A 16,342-nucleotide genomic window follows, 5' to 3' on the forward strand; every position below is an offset into this window, starting at 1 on the left:
CTCAGTCGTCCGTCAGCGTGACCCCGATGCCGCCGACCAGCGTCGCCGAGATGTTGTAAAGCACGGCGGACAGCATGGCCAGTGCGGTCAGCAGGACCACGTTCACGACGGCGATGATGGTGGCGAAGGACGCTACCTGTCCCAGCGAGGCGTAGGACCGCAGGTCGAATCCGCCGCCCTCGGTGCCCGCGACTTCCGTCAGCAGCCCGTTGACCCGGTCAAAGATGCCCGTGATGTCCAGCGTCGTCCACAGGACGATGGAGGCCACCACGGTGACGATGCCGAGGGCGACGGAGAGCAGGAAGGCCATCTTCAGCACCGACCACGGGTCTACCTTGCTGACCAGCAGGCGGGCACGGCGGACCTTGGCCTTCGGAGCCGGACGCACGAGTCCTGGACGGGCGGGCTGGCCGGCCGGTCGCTGGGCGCCGTTGGCCGGACGCTGTCCGCTGTTCGCCGGGCGCTGGGCCGGGCGTGCCGGCGTGCCGCCGCTGCGAGTGGTAGCCCGGGGCGCGTTGGCCGGCTGCGGGCGCGTGCCCGGCCGTGGCGTTTTAGGTGTACTCACTCGTTACCTCCGATTTCCGGCGCCGGCGTTTCGGCTGCGGACTGCGTCATGTCTGCGTTCAACGGTACTTCATCGGTTGCCTGCTGCGCAGATTCGGCGCCGGTTGTGCCGCCGGTTTCGGGACCTTGGGGCGCGTCCGGCGTGTCGGTGCCTTCCTCGTCCGCGGCCAGGCCACGTTCGGAGTTCCGGGCGACGGCGATGATGCGGTCTTTCTTGTCCGGCTTGGCGAAGATGACGCCCATGGTGTCGCGGCCCCTGACGGGGACACCGGCGACGGAGGAGCGGACCACCTTGCCGCTTTCCATCACCACCAGCACCTCGTCTTCCTCCTGCACGATGAGTGCGCCGACCAGATGCCCGCGTTCTTCCTGGTACTTGCCCACCTTGATGCCCAGGCCGCCGCGGCCCTGGACCCGGTATTCGTCGGCCTTGGTCCGCTTGGCGTAACCGCCGGCGGTCACGATGAAGACGTAGGAGTCCTCGCGCAGCACGCCGGCGACCAGCAGTTCGTCGTCCTCGCGGAACTTCATGCCGGTCACACCGGACGTGGCGCGTCCCATCGGCCGCAGTGCCTCGTCCGTCGCGGTGAAGCGCAGGGACTGGCCGCGCCGGGAGACCAGCATCATGTCGTCGGTCTCGGCGACCAGCCGCGCCGAAACGAGCTCGTCGCCGTCGCGCAGGTTGATCGCGATGACGCCGGCGGAACGGTTCGTGTCGTAGTCCTCCAGCCGGGTCTTCTTGATCAGGCCGCGTTTGGTGGCCAGCACCAGGTAGGGGGCCTGCTGGTAGTCCTTCAGGTCCATGACCTGGGCAATGTGCTCGTCCGGCTGGAAGGCCAGCAGGTTCGCCACGTGCTGGCCCTTGGCGTCGCGGCCGCCTTCGGCCAGTTCGTACGTCTTGGCCCGGTACACCCGGCCCAGGTTGGTGAAGAACAGCAGCCAGTGGTGCGTCGTGGTGACGAAGAAGTGCTCGACCACGTCGTCGCCGCGGAGCTGGGCGCCGCGTACTCCCTTGCCGCCTCGCTGCTGGGACCGGTAGTTGTCGCTGCGGGTGCGCTTGACGTATCCGCCGCGGGTGATGGTCACCACCATCTCCTCTTCGGGGATGAGGTCTTCCATGCTCATGTCCCCGCCGTAGCCCATCATGATCTGGGTCCGGCGGTCGTCACCGTACTTGCCGGTGATCTCGGCGAGTTCCTCGCTGACGATGCTGCGCTGGGCTTCTTCGGACGCGAGGATGCGGTTGAACTCCTGAATCATCCGCTCGAGCTCGGCGTGGCGGTCCTGGATCTTCTGCCGTTCCAAGGCGGCCAGCCGGCGCAACTGCATGTTCAGGATGGCCGAGGCCTGGTCCGTGTCGATGTCCAGCAACTGCATCAGGCCGTCGCGGGCTTCTTCCGTGGTGGACGAGGCGCGGATCAGGGCGATGACTTCATCGAGCGCATCCAGGGCCTTGAGCAGGCCACGCAGGATATGCGCTTCTTCCTCGGCCTTGCGCAGCCTGAAGCGGGTGCGCCGGACGATGACTTCCAGCTGGTGGGTGACCCAGTGGCGGATAAAGGCGTCGAGGGTCAGGGTGCGGGGCACGCCGTCGACGATCGCGAGCATGTTGGCCGCGAAGTTCTCCTGCAGCGAGGTGTGCTTGTAGAGGTTGTTCAGCACCACCTTGGCCACGGCGTCGCGCTTGAGCACGATGACCAGGCGCTGTCCCGTGCGGCCGGAGGTCTCGTCGCGCAGGTCGGCGATGCCGGCGACCCTGCCTTCCTTGGCCAGCTCGGCGATCTTCATGGCCAGGTTGTCCGGGTTCGCCTGGTACGGAAGTTCCGTGACCACCAGGCAGGTCCGGCCCTGGATTTCCTCCACGTTGACCACGGCGCGCATGGTGATGGAGCCGCGGCCGGTGCGGTAGGCGTCCTCGATGCCCTTGTGGCCCAGGATCTGAGCGCCGGTGGGGAAGTCGGGCCCCTTGATCCGCTGGATCAGCGCTTCGAGGAGTTCTTCACGGCTGGCGGTGGGATTGTCCAGGTACCACTGGACGCCGTCGGCCACTTCGCGCAGGTTGTGCGGCGGGATGTTGGTGGCCATGCCGACGGCGATGCCCGAGGAGCCGTTGACCAGCAGGTTCGGGAAGCGGGCCGGCAGGACGGTCGGTTCCTGGTTCTTGCCGTCGTAGTTGTCCTGGAAATCGACGGTGTCCTCGTCGATGTCGCGGACCATTTCCAGCGCCAGCGGCGCCATCTTGGTTTCCGTGTACCGGGGGGCGGCCGCGCCGTCGTTGCCGGGCGAGCCGAAGTTGCCCTGCCCCAGCGCCAGCGGGTAGCGCATGGTCCAGTCCTGGATCAGGCGGACCAGGGCATCGTAGATGGCCATGTCGCCGTGCGGGTGGTACTGGCCCATGACCTCGCCCACCACGCGGGCGCACTTGTTGAAGGATCGCTCGGGGCGGTAGCCGCCGTCGAACATCGCGTACAGCACCCGCCGGTGCACCGGCTTGAGGCCGTCGCGGACGTCCGGCAGGGCGCGCCCGACGATGACCGCCATGGCATAGTCCAGGTAGGACCGCTGCATTTCGGTCTGGAGGTCGACCTGCTCCACCCGGTCGGTCAGGATTTCGCCCTCGATCGGCTCATCGCCGGTGCCTGCGGGCAGGTCGGGCGTCTCTTCGTCGCTCATCGTTTAAGTTTCCTTTGCGTCAAAACCTTGGTGCGGCCCGGTCAGCGGCCGGCGGCCGGCCGGCTGCGGCGGGGCTAAATGTCGAGGAAGCGGACATCCTTGGCGTTCTGCTGGATGAAGGTGCGCCGGGATTCGACGTCTTCGCCCATCAGGATCGAGAAGGTCTGGTCCGCGGCGGCGGCATCCTCCATCGTCACCTGCAGCAGTGTCCGGTGGTCGGGGTCCATGGTGGTGTCCCACAGCTCCGTGTAGTCCATTTCACCGAGGCCCTTGTACCGCTGGATGCCGTTTTCCTTGGGCAGCCGCTGGTTGTTCGCCAGGCCGCGGCGGACGGTCTCGTCCCGCTCACGGTCGCTGAAGACATAGTCGTGGGGGTGGTTGGACCATTTGATCCGGTAGAGCGGCGGCTGCGCCAGGTAGACGTAACCGTTCTCGATCAGCGGGCGCATGTAGCGGAACAGCAGGGTCAGGAGCAGCGTGGTGATGTGCTGGCCGTCCACATCGGCGTCGGCCATCAGCACGATCTTGTGGTACCGGGCCTTCTCGACGTCGAAGTCCTCGCCGATGCCGGCGCCGAACGCGGTGATCATGGCCTGAACCTCGGCGTTACCCAGCGCGCGGTCCAGCCGGGCCCGCTCCACGTTCAGGATCTTGCCCCGCAGCGGCAGGATGGCCTGGGTCTCCGGGTTCCGGCCGCGGACGGCCGAACCGCCTGCGGAGTCGCCCTCCACGATGTAGATTTCCGACTTGGATGGATCGCGGGACGAGCAGTCCTTGAGCTTGCCCGGCATGCCGCCGGATTCGAGCAGCCCCTTGCGCCGGGTGGATTCGCGCGCTTTCCGGGCGGCCAGCCGGGCCTGCGAGGCTTGGATCGACTTGCGGATCACGTCGCGGGCGGGTCCGGGATTGCGCTCCAGCCAGTCGCCGAGTTCGTCCGTGACCACACGCTGCACAAAGCCCTTGGCCTCGGAGTTGCCCAGCTTGGTCTTGGTCTGGCCCTCGAACTGGGGCTCGCCCAGCTTCATGGAGATGACGGCGGTGAGGCCCTCGCGGATGTCGTCGCCGGTGAGGTTTTCTTCCTTCTCCTTGATCAGGTTTTTCTCGCGCGCGTAGCGGTTGATCAACGAGGTCATCGCGGCGCGGAAGCCTTCTTCGTGCGTGCCGCCTTCGTGCGTGTTGATGGTGTTCGCGTAGGTGTGGACGCTCTCCGAGTAGGAGGTGGTCCACTGCATCGCGACTTCCACCGAGAGCTTGCGCTCCGTGTCCTCGGTCTCGAACGCGATGACCTCGGGGTGGATGACCTCCACCTTCTTGGAGGAGTTCAGGTGCGTGACGTAGTCCAGCAGGCCGTTGTCGTACTTGTAGACCACCTGGCGGTGTTCCGCGGTGGTCTCGACCTCGGTGCCGGGCGTCGTGTCCAGGTCCACGTCCTCGGCGTCCGGTGCGTGGACTTCCGGACGGCGCTCATCGGTCAGGACAATTTTGAGGCCCTTGTTCAAAAAGGCCATCTGCTGGAAGCGGGCGCGCAGCGTCTCGAAGTCGAATTCCGTGGATTCGAAAATCTCGGGGTCCGCCCAGAAGGTCTGCGAGGTCCCGGTCTCGGTGGTCTCCTCGCCGCGGCGCAGGTCGCCCACCGGGAGGCCGCCGTTGGCGAACGACTGGTGCCACACGTAGCCCTGCCGGCGGATCTCGGTCTCCACCCGCGCGGACAGCGCGTTGACCACCGAGATGCCTACGCCGTGCAGGCCGCCGGAGACCGCGTAACCGCCGCCGCCGAACTTGCCGCCTGCGTGCAGGATGGTCATCACGACCTGTACGGTCGGTTTGCCCTCGGTTGGGTGCATGTCCACGGGAATGCCGCGGCCGTTGTCCACCACCCGGACGCCGCCGTCGGCCAGCAGCGTGACGTTGATGGTGTCGCAGTAGCCGGCCAGCGCTTCGTCGACGGAGTTGTCCACCACCTCGTACACGAGGTGGTGCAGCCCGCGCGGACCGGTAGAACCGATGTACATGCCCGGGCGCTTGCGGACGGCTTCCAGGCCTTCAAGGACGGTGATGTCGCTGGCGTCGTAGTGCTTGCCGTCGTTGCCCTCTGTCATTTGGGGTTCTGCGCCGGTGTTTTCCAGCTCATTGTCCTCTGCCACAGTTGCCGTTGACTCCTTGTGTTCCGTCCGGGGGACTCGTGTGTCGGCGCCCTTCCGGATAGAGGACGGGCGCCGCCTAGTCAATTCTACCGTGTCAGGGCGGTGAATCCTGCACGAACATGGCTCTATGCGGCACGGAAACCGGGTTTTGACGCCGCCGCCGGGTGCCCGATGGGACCGTGTATGTCCGCGGACGTCTCCAGCGTCCTACACGCCGTCTAAGCGAGCCGGTGCCGGCTGCTTCCGGCCGGCCTCCCGCGAGGGGCGAAATCAGCCGTAGGTGTCCCGCGGTCCGCGGCCGCTCACGGACCTCTTGCCCTTGCGCCAATTGGGCGCTGCCGGCGCCAGCACCTGGATTTTAGTGACGACGCCGGGGCCCAGCTTTTCGTCGAACCGCTTCAGCAGGGCGCTGCTGAGCAATCGCAGCTGCGTGGCCCAAGCCGTTGAGTCGCAGCGGACCTGCACCGTGGTTTCCTCGAAGCTTTCCGGCCGGCAGTGGGCGGCGATGTCCGCGCCGACCAATTCATCCCATCGCGAAATGACCGAGCCGACGGCCACCGGGGAGTTCCAGCCGCGTTCCGCGACGAACCGGTCGAACACGCGCCCCAAGCCCTGGGGGTCGCGGCCGAAATCCTGCGGGCCGGCGGACGGCCGCGCCCCCCGGGATGCGCGGCGGCGGCTGTTGGCCCTCGTGCGCACGTCGCCGCGGGCCGCCGCTGCAAGGCGCACCCGGTTCAGGACGGTTTTCGCGGCGTCCAGGTCTTCGACAGCTCCTTCGTCACGGGACGGCTCCGCTCCCGCCGGTCCCGCGGGCGGGGGAGGCGCCGCCGGATCGGGCAGGCCCGGCCGCCGTGCCGCCGGCTTTGCCGGCTCCTGCGGCCGGTCCCGGTCAGGCGGTTTCCTGGCCATTGGCCACGCCTCCCGGCACTACCATGAACTGTTCCCCCGCCAACGCGTCGGGGATGTCTTCGGCCACCGCGGCAGTAACGATCACCTGCTCCGCGCCGGCCACGATGCCCGCGAGTTTTGACCGGCGCTGGTTGTCCAGCTCGGCGAAGACATCGTCCAGGATCAGGACGGGAGTCGCGCCGGGCGCAGCGTCGTCGTCGCAGAAGACGTAGTACGAGGCCAGCCGGAGGGCCAACGCCAGGGACCAGGTTTCGCCGTGGGAGGCGTAGCCCTTGGCAGGTGCCTGTCCCAGCAGCAGTTCCAACTCATCGCGATGCGGCCCCACCAGCGAGATGCCCCGCTCCGTCTCCCGCTTGCGCTGCTGTTTAAAGGCGGCAAGGTAGAGTTCCGCCAGTTCGGCCGTTCCCAGGCTTGCCAGCGGGGGAAGGCCTGCCCCGCCGTCGTTCTCCACCTCGCCGTCATCCGACAGCTGGCTGTGGATGGTGGAGCGGTAGACGGCGGCCGCATGTTTGGAGCCATCGGTGAGGGCGGCGTACGCCGCGTCCAGGTGCGGCTGCAGCAGGTCCACCAGTTCCAGCCGGGCCTTCAGCAGGGCGGCCCCTGCCTGTGCCATGTGCTGGTCCCACACCTCCAAGGTAGCTTCATGGGCGGCGGTAAACCGTCCGCTGGCGCGCGCCGATTTGAGCAGGGCATTGCGCTGTTTGAGGACGCGTTCAAAATCGCTGCGGGTGGCCGCATGGTGCGGGACCAAACTGGCCAGCAGCTCATCGAGGAAGCGGCGACGGTTGGACGGGTCGCCTTTGACCAGCGCGAGGTCTTCGGGGGCGAAGAGCACCGTGCGCAGGTGCCCGAGGATTTCCCGCGCGCGCACAGGGTTGGCGCGGTTAATCCGGGCCCGGTTGGCCTTGCCCGGGGTGATTTCCAGTTCCAGCGAGGTGCTGCGCCCGCCCCGGTCCACCCGTGCCCGCACCAACGAACGCGGTTGGTCGAAGCGGATGAGGGGTGCGTCATTGCTGACCCGGTGCGACGAGAGCGACGCGAGGTAGCCGATGGCCTCGACGATGTTGGTCTTGCCGACCCCGTTGGCTCCGACAAACACCGTAATGCCGGGCTTCAGGGCGATGTCGAGCTGCGGGTAGGTGCGGAAATCGGTCAGGGACAGGTATTCAACAAACAATGCGTTACAGCTACTTCGACTCGTTGCGGCGGCCGGCCTGGTCTTGTGCAGGCTTTCTGACTGCGTGGCCGCCAAACTGGTTACGGAGGGCGGCCACCATCTTCATGGCGGGCGCGTCGTCTTGGCGCGACGCGAACCGTGCGAACAGCGCGGCGGTGATGGCCGGGGCCGGGACACCGTGTCCGATCGCCTCCTCGACAGTCCACCGGCCTTCACCGGAATCCTCGACGTAACCGCTGACCTGGCTCAATCCCGGGTCCTCGTCGAGGGCCTTCACCATCAGGTCCAGCAGCCAGGAGCGGACCACCGTCCCCTTTTGCCAGGCCCGGAAAGTCCCCGGAACATCCTTGATAATGTCCTTGGCTTCCAGCAGTTCGTACCCTTCGGCGTACGCCTGCATCAGCCCGTATTCGATCCCGTTGTGCACCATTTTGGCGTAGTGGCCGGCGCCGACGTCGCCCACGTGGGCGAAGCTTTCCTCCCGGGGGCCCTCCGGCCGCAACGCGTCGAAGACCGGCATCGCTGCCTGGATAAGGTCGGCGCTTCCGCCGGCCATCAGGCCATAACCGTTCGCCAGGCCCCAGACGCCGCCGGACACGCCGACATCAATGAAACCTATCCCGCCTTTGGCCAGGAGGGCTTCGTGCTTTTGGTCTTCGGTGAACTTCGAGTTGCCGCCGTCGATCACCACGTCTCCGGCGGAGAGCTTGCCGGCCAGCTCTGTGATGACCGTGTCGGTGACCTCGCCGGCGGGCACCATGACCCACACGGTGCGCGGAACCGGCAAGGCCCGGATCATTTCGTCAACGGTCCCGGTGTCACTGACCTCCGGGTTCCGGTCATAGCCGGTTACCTCGATGCCGCCGTCCCGAAGACGCTGCCGCATGTTGAAACCCATCCGGCCCAAGCCGATCAGTCCGATGTGCATCCGAGTCACTCTTTCCTCTCGTCCATGGGTCGGCGGGTATTACTGGTTGGGCAACCTCACCGGCATGAGCAGGTACCGGTAGTCTTCCTTGTCGTCGCCCTCAAGGTCGTCCTGGGCGGATATGACCGCAGGCTTCGGCGGCGTGGTAAAGGAAAACCGGACGTACTTGCTGTCAAAGGCGCTCAAGCCTTCGGACAGGTAGTGCGGGTTGAAGGCGACGGTGATTTCATCCCCGGAGAGCGACGCTTCGATCGCCTCCGACGCTTGGGCGTCTTCGCCGGTTCCCGCGTCCAAGGTCAGGAGGCCGTCGGTGAAGGCCAACCGGACCGGGGTGTTGCGCTCGGCCACGAGCGACACGCGGCGGACGGCTTCGATCAGTGTGGTCGTTTCGACTGTCGCATGGATCGGGGTGTTGTCCGGGAACAGTGAGCGGATCTTGGGATAGTCACCGTCCACCAGGAGCGACGTCGTGCGGCGTCCGCCGCTTTCGAAACCGATCAGTTCGCTATTGTCCGAAAGCGCGATGTTCAGGTCGCCGGAACCACCCAACGTCTTGGCTACTTCGCTCAAAGTCTTGGCTTTGACCAGCGCGCTCGTGGAAATGCCCGGTGTGGCCGGACGCCAGGACAGCTCCCGGAGGGCCAGGCGGTAGCGGTCGGTGGAGAGCAGAGTAATCAGGTCGTCTTCGATTTCCATCCGGACGCCGGTCAGGATGGGCAGGGTGTCATCGCGGCTGGCCGCAATGATGACCTGGCTGACAGCCTGGGCGAATGCTTCGCCGTCCACGACCCCGCTGACTTCCGGCAGCGCAGGGAGTTCCGGATAATCGCCCTCGGGCATGGTGGCGAGGTTGAACCGGCTGTTGCGGCAGGTGAGGGCAACCTTCGAACCGTCGGTTTCGATGTCGACAGGCGCCGACGGCAAGCTTCGGCAGATGTCTGCCAAGAGGCGTCCGGAGACCAGGATGGTGCCTTCTTCAGTGACGTCCGCCGGGATCTGGAGACGGGCGGAAATCTCGTAGTCGAAGCTGGCAAGGCTCACCATGCCGCCTTCGGCCCGGATGAGCAGGCCCGACAGAACGGGGACAGGCGGGCGTGGTGACAGGGAACGGGCTGTCCATGTCACGGCTTCCGCCAGAACATCCCGATCAACTCTGAACTTCACTGAAGTAAGCCACCTTTCACAACGAACATGCCGGGGAAGACCGCCTGCGTCTGGCCGGGGTGCAGCGAATGGGACTGCGAACACCAGGTTGAAGCAGATGGCAACGATTCTCTGTGCAAGCTTAGCCGCAGCAACCGTCATTGCGCACCGAGAGTGCGCAGAGGTCCTGTTCGGCCGATTGGGCACGATGCGTGGGAACCGGAACAGGGTCAAATGTTATTTGGAAGAACATCAATAAATGGGATTCGTAGTGTTAATAACTGCTGTGGATACTGTGGAAAACCTCGGTACGGCCTGCGCCTGAGCCGAAGTTGGGTGTTCACAAGATGTGCAGGGCGGTCGTCGCAAGCACTGGCAGCCTGTGGATGCAGATCCTTGTAATTTCGGGCGTCCACAGGGGACAGGGCACTTTTCCTCTTAAGGACTCGGGTTGTCCACTTAAGAATCCACAACCTTATCCACACCTGTTAATTTCACCGGTGTAGTTCCGGGCGGGGGCCGCCGCAGCCGCAGCCTCGGCCGCAGCCGCCCGGGAAGCTAGCTTTCGCGCTGTTGCTGCTTGATGCGGTTGGTCAGCTCCGTGACCTGGTTGTAGATGGCTCGACGCTCGGCCATCAACTCACGGATCTTCCGGTCGGCGTGGATGACGGTCGTGTGGTCGCGGCCGCCGAGTTCCTGGCCGATCTTCGGCAGGGACATGTCGGTCAGTTCACGGCACAAGTACATGGCAATCTGGCGCGCAGTTACCAGCGTCCTGGTCCGGGACTTGCTGGTCAGCTCCTCCATGCTGAGCTTGAAGTACGCGGCGGTCTGGCCAAGGATCGTGGCCGATGTGATCTCCTGTGCCCCTTCGTCGGTGATCAGGTCTTTCAGAACTATCTCGGCGAGACCCATGTCCACTGCCTGCTGGTTCAGGCTGGCGAACGCGGTGACGCGGATGAGCGCGCCCTCGAGCTCACGGATGTTGGTGGAAATCTTCGAGGCGATGTACTCGAGGACCTCGTCGGGGACGGACAGCCCCTCGCTGATGGCCTTCTTGCGCAGAATCGCAATACGGGTCTCCAGCTCCGGCGGCTGGATATCGGTCAGCAGTCCCCACTCGAACCGGGACCGCATGCGCTCCTCGAAGCCGGAGAGCTGTTTCGGCGGCAGGTCGGAAGTGATGACCACTTGCTTGCTGTGGTTGTGGAGGGCGTTGAAGGTATGGAAGAACTCCTCCTGCGTCGCGTCCTTGTTGGCCAGGAACTGGATGTCGTCGATCAGCAGGATGTCGACGTTGCGGTACAGCTGCTTGAAGCTGGCGCCCTCATCGTCGCGGATGGAGTTGATGAAATCGTTCGTGAACTCTTCCGAATTCACGTACCGGACGCGGATGCTGTTGTAGAGATGGCGCGCATAGTGCCCGATGGCGTGCAGCAGGTGGGTTTTTCCCAGGCCCGAGTCGCCATAGATGAATAGCGGGTTGTACGCCTTGGCCGGCGCTTCGGCCACCGCGACGGCCGCCGCGTGGGCAAAGCGGTTGGATGAACCGATGACGAAGGTGTCAAAAATGTATTTCGGGTTGAGCCTGCCCAGTTCAGGGGAAGCGGCTTGCGCCGCCGGCTGGGGAAGTGACTCGCTGCGCACGACCGCCGGGGCCGGGCGGGGCTCCTGTTCAGGTTCCGGTTCCGCCTGCGGAGCCATATCCGTGTCGACGCTGAAAGCGCAGAGGATGTCGTCCTTGAAGACTTCGAACAGGGCGTCGTGCAGAGGGTCTTTGAGCTGTTGCGACTGGAAGACTTCGCGTGTCAGTTCGTTGGGCACGGCCACCAGCAGGGTTGTGCCGATCAGGCCCTTGGCCTGCGCCAACACGATGAAGCCGCGCTGCCGGGGGGAGACACGATCGTCCTGTTCCAGCGTCCGGACCACTTTGCGCCAGGAACTTCCGACGTCATTTATCTGGTCCGTGTCCACGTAGTACCCCTCAGAAATGCTCAGCATGCTTCGGCATTTGCCGACAGCCAGCCCGAAATCCACAGACTTATTCACAGACGGTGGATAAGGGGCTCCTGCCAAGAGTAGAGCATGAATCTGCTGGACGACAGTTGGGATGCAGGCCCCTGTGGACGTCGCTTTCGAGAGGCGCTCCGGCCGCTCAAAGCGGCTTTGGCGTGGAGTTGTCCACAGGGGTTATCCACGGAAACGCCCGGGTGCGGAGAAGGCCGGTTTGACGGTACTCGCCGGCATCGCCTAACGTTGACTAGTCCTTCATGTCTACTTTGTTGTCCTTGTGCGTCCAACGCCCTGGCAATGGAATAGACCCCATATAGAGCGCCGACCTGTTCTTCCCCCTTGTTGCAATGGGTCCAACCGCATCTGTCGATCGTCTTGGAGTAACCACCGTGAGCAAGCGGACTTTTCAGCCGAATAACCGCCGTCGTGCCAAGAAGCACGGCTTCCGCCTTCGCATGCGCACTCGCGCCGGCCGCGCCATTCTGGCCGCACGCCGCAGCAAGGGCCGCACCGAACTGTCGGCCTAAATAGCCAGTTTGTCGACTCGGCTGTGAGGTTCAGTTCCCGCAGCGGCGTGTTTCGGCGGGCTGGGTAGCACATGCTTCCCAGCCAGCACCGGATGCGCACCTCGGCGGACTTCTCAACAACTGTACGTTCCGGCGCCCGCTCAGGGCGCCGGAACTTAGTGTTATATGCGGCGGCAGCAGACCCGGCCCGACCGGCATCTTTCGGCTTTATCGTCTCGAAGGCCGTCGGGAACGCCGTCATGCGCAACCGCGTTAAAAGGAGACTGCGGGAACTGGCAGCAGCCGGCTTAAGGGAGAATGGGTATTCCCGAGGGATCACCGTGGTTGTGCGGGCCCTTCCGGCAGCTGCCGACGCAGACTTCAACGCTTTGGAACTGGATTACCGGAAGGCTCTCAAGGCCGCCCTCGGCAAGTTGACCTTAACGCGCACCGCAACGACGGAAGCTGCGCACGGAGAGAAGGGGAGAGCCGAATGAGTGCCCGTGCCGTACCGGTTCCCGCCCATGCCGCCGTGCCCAGGAGGACCACGAGTCCCCTGCAGTATGCGCTGATCGGCGTGCTGCGCGTGTACCGCAAACTCGTTTCGCCCCTGTACGGCCAGGTTTGCCGTTTCTTCCCGTCCTGTTCCGCGTACGCATTGGAAGCAGTGACGGTCCACGGCGCTGCCAAGGGCAGCTGGCTGGCCGCCCGCCGCCTGCTCCGATGCCACCCATGGAACCCCGGCGGCGTGGATCATGTTCCGGCGTCTGTATCCTTCAACCTGTGGCTGCAGGAGAACCCTTCCAGAATCCCCCGGATCGTGGAGCTTAACCACCCATTCATTCCGGCCGACGATGAAGGCCGCGGCGCGGCCCGAGGAGCAAATCAGTAATGGACTTCTTAAACACCATCCTGACCCCGTTCACGTGGGTCGTCTCCGGGATCCTGTGGGCCTTCCACGCCGGCTTCTCCTGGCTTGGGATGGACCCGGCCAACGGCTGGACGTGGACGTTCTCAATCATCGGGCTGGTGCTGGTGATCCGCGCGGCCCTCATTCCGGTCTTCGTCAAGCAGATCAAGGCCCAGCGGGGGATGCAGGCACTGCAGCCCGACCTCCGGAAGCTGCAGCAGAAGTACAAGGGAAAGACCGACCAGCTGTCGCGTCAGGCCATGACGCAGGAGCAGATGGCGCTGTACAAAAAGCACGGCACCAACCCGTTCTCGGCCTGCCTGCCGATGCTGGTGCAGATGCCGTTCTTCTTCGCGCTGTTCAGCGTGCTGAACAACGCTTCGCGCGCCAGCGAGAACGGCGAGGGGATTGGCGCTTTGTCGCCCGAACTCATCCGTCAGTTCGACGACTCGTCCATTTTCGGTGCGCCGCTTTCCGCATCCCTCCTGCACGGGGGCGGGGGCGAGCAGCAGGTCGCCGTGGTCATCCTGTCGATCATCATGATTTTGGCGATGACTGCCTCGCAGTTCATCACGCAGAAGCAGATCATGGCGAAGAACATGTCCGCCGAAGCAATGCAGTCACCGTTCATGAAGCAGCAGCAGATGATGCTCTACATCCTGCCTCTCGTGTTCGGCATCGGCGGCATCAACTTCCCCATCGGTGTGCTGATTTACTGGACAACTACCAACGTGTGGACCATGGCACAGCAGTTCTTCGTGATCCGGCGCATGCCCACTCCGGGTTCGCAGGCTGCCCGCGAACTGGCAGAACGCCGTGCAAAGAAGGGCCTGCCGATGGTACCGCTGCTGGGCGAGCGGAAGACCGAGGCGCCGGCGGCCGATTCCCCGGCAGAGGTGAAAGGCCAGCGCCAGCAGCCACAGCGGAAGAACAGGAAGAAAAAATGAGCAGCGAAAGCGTATCCGAAGTGACTGAAGAACTTCCCGACGAAGAGGCTGCAGCGGACGAACAGCAGGAGGAAGCTGTTTCGAATTCTGCCAAACGTCTGGAAGAAGAAGGAGACGTAGCTGCGGACTACCTGGAAGAGCTGCTCGACATCGCCGATATCGATGGGGACATCGACATCGAGGTCCGCAACGGCCGCACCTACATCTCGATCGTCTCCGAAGAGGAAGACAACGACGCGCTCAAGGCGCTCGTGGGACCGGATGGCGAAGTCCTCGAAGCCTTGCAGGAGCTGGCCCGGTTGTCGGTTCTCACGACGACCGGCAACCGTTCCCGCCTTGTTTTGGACATCACTGGCTACCGCGAAGGACGCAGCGAAGAACTACAGAAGATCGCTGAAGACGCCGTCGCCGAAGCCAAGGAGTCGGGCCGCGATGTAGCGCTCGAGCCGATGAGCGCGTACGAGCGCAAGATCGTCCATGACGCGGTTGCCGAGCTCGGCCTGATCAGCGAATCCGAGGGCGAAGGATCCAACCGCCACATCGTGGTGTCGGTGGAGTCCTGATCTTGTCCGGCGGAATGGTCTGATAGGCAGAGGTATGTCGGTAGTTGAAATGACTGTGGCAGAGTCCAGGGCTGCCCACACGGTTTTCGGTGAACGCCTGGGCCTGGCGGAGCGATACGTTGCGCATTTGGCCACCTCAGGCATCGAACGGGGTTTGCTGGGCCCCCGGGAAGTCCCGAGATTGTGGAACCGGCACGTCCTCAACTGCGCCGTCGTCGCACACCTGATACGGCGCGACGCCGCGGTCGCGGATGTCGGAAGCGGGGCCGGCCTGCCAGGACTGACGTTCGCGTTGGCGCGACCGGACTTGCGTTTGACCCTGATCGAGCCGTTGGAACGAAGGGTTGCCTGGCTCAACGAAGTCATAGAGGATCTCGCGCTGGACAACGTCGCGGTGCTGCGGACGCGGGCAGAGCTGGCGGGGGACGACGTCACAGCTGACGTCGTGACGTCTCGAGCGGTGTCGGCACTCGACAAGCTCGCCCGCCTCTCAATTCCACTGCTGCATGGCACGGGCGAAATGCTGGCAATCAAAGGCCGCAGCGCAGCTGACGAGGTTCAGAAGGCCGAAAAGGTCATCAGGAAGCTCGGTGGCCGAGAAACAGAGGTCTTGACCGTCGGGGACGATCTCTTGGAAGAGCCGACGACGGTAGTCCGCATCCGTGTTGATGCTTGACCTGTTCCCCCACACACCCATGCAGCGCCCCGTGAATCCGGCCGCGCAACGATAGGCTAGGAGAGGTCGGTGGCGGACAGTGAAAGCGGGCGGAATCCAAGTGGCGATCAACAACACGGTGTCGGGTTTCACCGGGACCAAAGCCGAAGAGTCGTCGCACCGCGGAGTGGCTGAACAACCGAACATGGTTGCGCTCGTCCCCCCTAGCGGTCCTGTTTCACGTGAAACTTCCCCTGGGAACGAGGCTGAGATAGCCAACTCCAACATGAAGATAGAGGCTACGGTTTCAAACGTTATGGATTCGATTGACGAAAGTACACCGCTCGCGCAGGAATTGGCGAGCGAAAACCGCCGGCGTGAGAGGCTGAAGGCCAAGGAGCTTCCCAGGCCCGCCCAGACCAGGGTGTTGACGGTCAGCAACCAAAAGGGTGGGGTCGGCAAGACCACGACAACGGTCAATATCGCTGCTGCCCTTGCTACGGCCGGCCTGAACGTCCTGGTCATCGATATCGACCCGCAGGGGAACGCGTCAACAGCGCTCGGGGTCGAGCACCACGCTGACGTCGACAGTATCTACGACGTGCTGATCAACGATATGCCGCTCGGGGACGTGATCGCACAATGCCCCGATATAGCCCACCTCGTCGTCGCACCCGCCACGATTCACCTGGCCGGGGCCGAGATCGAATTGGTGTCGTTGGTGGCCCGTGAACAGCGCCTGCGCCGAGCCATCGAGGTTTACGCGCAGGAACGTGAGACGGCAGGACTGCCCCGGCTGGATTACGTCTTTATCGACTGCCCGCCCAGCCTGGGCCTACTAACAGTTAACGCTTTCGTCGCCGCCCAAGAGGTACTGATTCCCATCCAGTGCGAGTACTACGCCTTGGAGGGGCTGAGCCAGCTCCTCAAGAACATCGAGATGATTCAGAAGCACCTCAACGCTGGATTGGTTGTTTCTACGATCCTGCTGACGATGTACGACGGACGAACAAACCTCGCAGCTCAGGTTGCAGCAGAAGTCCGGGAACATTTCCCGAACGAGGTTTTAAGTGCGGTCGTACCGCGCTCGGTCCGCATCTCGGAGGCTCCGAGTTACCAGCAGACAGTGATCACCTATGATCCGTCGTCCAGCGGGGCCCTTTCCTATCAGGAGGCCGCAGCCGAAATCGCCGAGCGCGGCAAGTAACTG

The 16,342-nt window shown here is 64.2% G+C and carries 15 protein-coding genes; 7 read left to right on the top strand and 8 right to left on the bottom strand.

Going from position 1 to position 16,342, the window contains the following annotated elements:
- Nucleotide 1 precedes the first annotated feature (1 nt).
- The 8 genes from AC5RVG_RS08160 to dnaA form a co-directional block, all read right to left on the bottom strand.
- Nucleotides 2–565 carry a DUF3566 domain-containing protein gene (locus AC5RVG_RS08160; protein ID WP_493978245.1) on the bottom strand — a complete coding sequence of 188 codons (564 nt, stop codon included), beginning with the start codon at nt 563–565 and terminating at the stop codon, nt 2–4.
- Nucleotides 562–3,237, bottom strand: a complete 2,676-nt coding sequence (gene gyrA / locus AC5RVG_RS08165) for a DNA gyrase subunit A (protein ID WP_494001204.1) — start codon at nt 3,235–3,237, stop codon at nt 562–564. The genes AC5RVG_RS08160 and gyrA overlap by 4 nt, the downstream gene beginning before the upstream one ends.
- A 74-nt stretch (nt 3,238–3,311) precedes the next feature.
- On the bottom strand, nt 3,312–5,336 hold the full coding sequence (gyrB, locus tag AC5RVG_RS08170; RefSeq protein ID WP_494013768.1) for a DNA topoisomerase (ATP-hydrolyzing) subunit B: 2,025 nt from the start codon (nt 5,334–5,336) through the stop codon (nt 3,312–3,314).
- A gap of 315 nt (nt 5,337–5,651) precedes the next feature.
- Nucleotides 5,652–6,290, bottom strand: a complete 639-nt coding sequence (locus AC5RVG_RS08175) for a DciA family protein (RefSeq protein ID WP_494013437.1) — start codon at nt 6,288–6,290, stop codon at nt 5,652–5,654.
- Nucleotides 6,271–7,467, bottom strand: coding sequence for a DNA replication/repair protein RecF (gene recF, locus AC5RVG_RS08180; RefSeq protein WP_494013438.1), 1,197 nt, complete (start codon nt 7,465–7,467; stop codon nt 6,271–6,273). The genes AC5RVG_RS08175 and recF overlap by 20 nt, the downstream gene beginning before the upstream one ends.
- A gap of 10 nt (nt 7,468–7,477) precedes the next feature.
- The gene (gene gnd, locus AC5RVG_RS08185; RefSeq protein WP_494013439.1) at nt 7,478–8,404 is read right to left on the bottom strand and encodes a phosphogluconate dehydrogenase (NAD(+)-dependent, decarboxylating); all 927 of its coding nucleotides are present in this window, start codon (nt 8,402–8,404) and stop codon (nt 7,478–7,480) included.
- A gap of 30 nt (nt 8,405–8,434) precedes the next feature.
- Entirely contained in the window at nt 8,435–9,559 is a 1,125-nt protein-coding gene (gene dnaN, locus AC5RVG_RS08190; RefSeq protein WP_494001329.1) for a DNA polymerase III subunit beta, read from the bottom strand.
- A 537-nt stretch (nt 9,560–10,096) separates the two neighbouring features.
- Nucleotides 10,097–11,539, bottom strand: coding sequence for a chromosomal replication initiator protein DnaA (gene dnaA / locus AC5RVG_RS08195; protein WP_494001200.1), 1,443 nt, complete (start codon nt 11,537–11,539; stop codon nt 10,097–10,099).
- 401 nt (nt 11,540–11,940) lie between these two features.
- On the opposite strand from dnaA, the gene rpmH reads away from it, so the two are divergent.
- From rpmH to AC5RVG_RS08230, 7 genes are all read left to right on the top strand, one after another.
- The gene (gene rpmH, locus AC5RVG_RS08200; protein ID WP_127513203.1) at nt 11,941–12,078 is read left to right on the top strand and encodes a 50S ribosomal protein L34; all 138 of its coding nucleotides are present in this window, start codon (nt 11,941–11,943) and stop codon (nt 12,076–12,078) included.
- 71 nt (nt 12,079–12,149) lie between these two features.
- Nucleotides 12,150–12,554 (top strand): ribonuclease P protein component, encoded by a 405-nt coding sequence (rnpA, locus tag AC5RVG_RS08205; RefSeq protein WP_494001199.1) that lies wholly within the window; start codon nt 12,150–12,152, stop codon nt 12,552–12,554.
- Nucleotides 12,551–12,949, top strand: a complete 399-nt coding sequence (gene yidD / locus AC5RVG_RS08210) for a membrane protein insertion efficiency factor YidD (RefSeq protein WP_494013440.1) — start codon at nt 12,551–12,553, stop codon at nt 12,947–12,949. Before rnpA ends, yidD begins: the two co-directional genes overlap by 4 nt.
- Nucleotides 12,949–13,914 (top strand): membrane protein insertase YidC, encoded by a 966-nt coding sequence (gene yidC / locus AC5RVG_RS08215; protein WP_494001197.1) that lies wholly within the window; start codon nt 12,949–12,951, stop codon nt 13,912–13,914. The genes yidD and yidC overlap by 1 nt, the downstream gene beginning before the upstream one ends.
- On the top strand, nt 13,911–14,477 hold the full coding sequence (locus tag AC5RVG_RS08220; protein WP_494013441.1) for a Jag family protein: 567 nt from the start codon (nt 13,911–13,913) through the stop codon (nt 14,475–14,477). The genes yidC and AC5RVG_RS08220 overlap by 4 nt, the downstream gene beginning before the upstream one ends.
- Before the next feature lie 34 nt (nt 14,478–14,511).
- Nucleotides 14,512–15,153 (top strand): 16S rRNA (guanine(527)-N(7))-methyltransferase RsmG, encoded by a 642-nt coding sequence (gene rsmG, locus AC5RVG_RS08225; protein WP_494013442.1) that lies wholly within the window; start codon nt 14,512–14,514, stop codon nt 15,151–15,153.
- Nucleotides 15,154–15,337: 184 nt separating this feature from the next.
- Complete coding sequence (locus tag AC5RVG_RS08230) at nt 15,338–16,339, top strand: ParA family protein (protein ID WP_494013769.1); 1,002 nt, start codon at nt 15,338–15,340, stop codon at nt 16,337–16,339.
- Nucleotides 16,340–16,342: the final 3 nt, after the last annotated feature.

This window comes from Arthrobacter senegalensis (assembly GCF_059091765.1).